At 45.1% G+C, this 3,433-nt stretch carries 4 protein-coding genes and 1 pseudogene; 3 read left to right on the top strand and 2 right to left on the bottom strand.

Annotated elements, in window-relative coordinates:
- Positions 1-803: pseudogene (locus ACWVCM_RS08865) on the top strand (threonine ammonia-lyase, biosynthetic); the annotation flags it as partial.
- Between the two features lie 23 nt (positions 804-826).
- Here the strand turns inward: ACWVCM_RS08865 and ACWVCM_RS08860 are convergent.
- Positions 827-1,270 (bottom strand): EVE domain-containing protein, encoded by a 444-nt coding sequence (locus ACWVCM_RS08860; RefSeq protein WP_455201378.1) that lies wholly within the window; start codon positions 1,268-1,270, stop codon positions 827-829.
- Between the two features lie 237 nt (positions 1,271-1,507).
- Here ACWVCM_RS08860 and ACWVCM_RS08855 point away from each other — a divergent pair, with 237 nt between their 5' ends.
- A complete protein-coding gene (locus ACWVCM_RS08855; protein WP_455201377.1) occupies positions 1,508-1,756 on the top strand; it encodes a hypothetical protein in 249 nt (82 codons plus the stop codon).
- A gap of 529 nt (positions 1,757-2,285) precedes the next feature.
- Here the strand turns inward: ACWVCM_RS08855 and ACWVCM_RS08850 are convergent.
- On the bottom strand, positions 2,286-2,459 hold the full coding sequence (locus ACWVCM_RS08850; RefSeq protein WP_455201376.1) for a hypothetical protein: 174 nt from the start codon (positions 2,457-2,459) through the stop codon (positions 2,286-2,288).
- Positions 2,460-2,608: 149 nt separating this feature from the next.
- Between ACWVCM_RS08850 and ACWVCM_RS08845 the strand changes: the two genes are divergently transcribed.
- A partial coding sequence (locus tag ACWVCM_RS08845; protein ID WP_455201375.1) for a hypothetical protein occupies positions 2,609-3,433 on the top strand: 825 nt, incomplete at its 3' end.

Raw genomic sequence — 3,433 nt, 5'->3', positions numbered from 1 at the left:
GCAAGGAACCATTTCGTATTGCCCAGCAATGTGTTGACGATGTCATTGTGGTGACCACCGATGAGATCTGCGCTGCGATAAAGGATATTTTCGATGAGACACGCACCATTGCAGAACCTGCCGGGGCGCTGTCGTTGGCTGGCGTAAAAAAATTTATCGAACAATCGGGCGTCGAAAATCAGCATCTCGTGTCGATCGTTAGTGGCGCCAATATAAACTTTGACCGTTTGCGCCATGTTGCGGAACGCGCCGAACTGGGTGAGCGTCGCGAAGCGATTCTATGTGCGACAATTCCGGAGAAACCCGGTAGTTTCCGTGAATTCTGCGATGCAATCGGAACACGCGGTATCACAGAGTTCAACTATCGTTATTCGGAACCCTCCGAAGCACATGTGTTTGTGGGCGTCAAATTGATGGGCGGGGACGAAGAAAAAAGCGCGCTTATTAATAAACTAAAATCGAAACATTATTCGATTGTTGACCTGACCGACAATGAAATGGCGAAAATCCATATCCGCTACATGGTAGGCGGTCGTACCAAACTGGCGAGGGACGAACGTTTGTTCCGGTTTAATTTTCCGGAGCGTCCCGGTGCCCTGCTACGATTCCTCAACCATATTGGAGGACGCTGGAATATCAGTTTATTTCATTACCGGAATCACGGTGACGCTTATGGTCGCGTTCTGGTGGGCGTACAGGTTCCGGCAAAGGACAATGCTGAATTTCAATCCTTCCTGGCTGGCGTTGGTTACAAACACTATGAAGAAACCGAAAACCCGGCTTACTGGCTGTTCCTGAGATAAAATGCTGACCTGAAACAGGTCAATTATTCTTCCGCCAGGATAGCGTTCCACTGTTTTTCGGTCACCGGCATAATCGACAGTCGATTACCCCGGCGAACCAGGGGCATGTCTTTTAATTTTGGCAATTTTTTCAGCTCTTCCAGGGTAATGGTTCGTTTGAACTTGCGAACAAATTGTACATCGACCATGAACCAGCGGGGATTGTCAGGGTCACTCTTCGCATCATAGTACTTTTCCTGAGAATCAAATGCTGTGAAATCCGGATAACCTTCCTTAACGACCCTGGCGATGCCTACTATCCCCGGTTCCTTGCAATTGGAGTGGTAGAAAAACACCTGATCGCCTTTTTTCATCTCGTCACGCATCATGTTGCGCGCCTGATAATTCCTCACACCATCCCAATGTTCAGTTTTGCGGGGCGCAGATTTCAGGTCATCGATTCCAAAGACATCAGGTTCAGACTTCATTAACCAGTAACCCATACCCCCTCCTTCATTGAAAATAAAACTATTAGCATATTAATTTTTTCTAAAATATCTAAAATTGCTATCGACTATATAATTAGATAATATAATAACTTAATATTTTTTTATAATAAGTATTAATTCTACCTATTCGCTTTGCTTATGAGACTCCGTTACTATGATCACTCTAGGGAGCCTTCTAATTTACGTAAGTAACTACCAATTAAGTAACTACCAATAATGAGAACATACCGTAAACCAGATTTGCTGTTTATGTTGGCTGTTATCGCCGGAATCGGCGTTATGGTCAGCTCCTATATTCAGTATCAGCGTTCCAATGCTAACGTACCTGATGACAGCTCGCTAGTTGCAAAACAACAAGTTAACGAAAAATCTGGCCCCGACAGTTCGTTTATCCTGGTGTCATCCCAGCCCCAGGCAATCGTCTCAAAAGACGACGCAGTTAACAATTCTTTACCAAGGCCGTAGACTTTTAGCAGGCGCTGTATTAGGATTGATGGAAACAATAACTAATTAAGTCAGTACATCAGTGCAACAACATTGCAGTATTGATAAAAATTAGCCACTTAGCACCCTCTGGTGTCAGGTAGGAGAAAAGGATAAGAAGTTTTAGCGGTAAACCATGTGGTCTACACGCTATCATTTAAAAGTGTTGTCTCAGTAAGCGAAGCTATGTAAAGGCATGACATAGTTGGTATTATTGAGGCGGATCAAGCATCCCCCCGCGAGCGGCAACTCGCATATTGTGACAATCGTCACACCTCAGCAATATGCACCAACCTATGTTTTAGACGGGAAGTAGTAAGTGTTTGGCGTTACTGATTTTATGTCCTAATTGGGCTTGAAATCGCGGTAGCGGGAAACCAGGCAGTGAGTACTACGTATTCAATACGTAGACTGAAAGAGCTTTATCCAGACGGAAATACGTAATACAGATACTGAAATCAGAGATACGGAAATCATTTATCAAGAATATTGATAAAACGTGACTTTGACGTCATTTCTCTGTATAAAGGATAGAGTTCCCATGTCGATGTAAATACGTGGTTTCACTGAAAAACGTGGGAATGGCAGCAGTAGAGGTATTAGTAGTATGCAGTTCACCAATGATTTCCAGGCAGTACGGAATCATGCCACTGGTTTCCCCGTTGTAATTGGTTTTTCCTTTCACACCGCACCAGCTTCAGTAACTCCACACCAAGCGAATTTCGCCCTGTTGTCTCCGGTTTCGGGACAAGAGGCTTAATACCCGATTACAGGTAATTGATATTTTATTTTTGGTTTTAACTTAGATAGTCGCGAGTGATAAGGATGAAATATATGAATATCCGCAATTTAGGTCACGATAAATGGGAACTGATGTTTTTTATGGCGTTGTCCATGACCACGTTCCTTTTATTAAGCAGCATTTCCACTGCTTATGCAGGCCCGACAGAACGCGAATACGCGAAACGTATTCACGACCGTCTCACCGGGGTTCCACCTTCTGATATAGATCCCGATGATACAGGACCTCTACAAAGTGACCTTAAGAACATGGAAGATCTCATTACGGCCGGTGACGCAGTGGGTGCTGCCCGATATGCGATGGACCCCACTCAAAACAGCAGAGCCAAATACTTTTATAACGTGACCTTGAAAAACTGGGTCACACCCTGGACCAACGAAGAGCAAACCATGTTTGCCCCACTCAATGACTACACTGCTCTCGTCATTGGTATGATCCGTGATGACGTACCTTTTAACACTGTATTGTCCGCTGACCTCTTTTACACAGGAACCAGCGGAAGTCTTCCTGCCTTTAGCAACATGAACAACGATCATTTCGAAGCATTGGAAAACAATGACGTTGACTTAAGTGATTCCTCACTTTTCACATCTCAACCACAGAATAATTTGAACGGTGCTCCCGCCGGTATTGTTACTACTCGCGCTGCTGGTAAGGCCTTCTTCAGCACGGGCACCAACCGCGCCATGTTCCGCTTCACATTAATGAACTATATGTGCCGCGACCTGGAAGATGTAAAAGACGTGACCCGCGTGCCTGATCGCATTCGTCAGGATGTATCCCGCAGCCCCGGCGGTGACAGCTCCATCTTTTTGAACTCCTGCATTGGCTGCCATGCAGGCATGGATCCACTGGCG

It is taken from the genome of Kaarinaea lacus (genome assembly GCF_975902315.1).
This window is presented reverse-complemented; position numbering and strand designations above follow the sequence as displayed.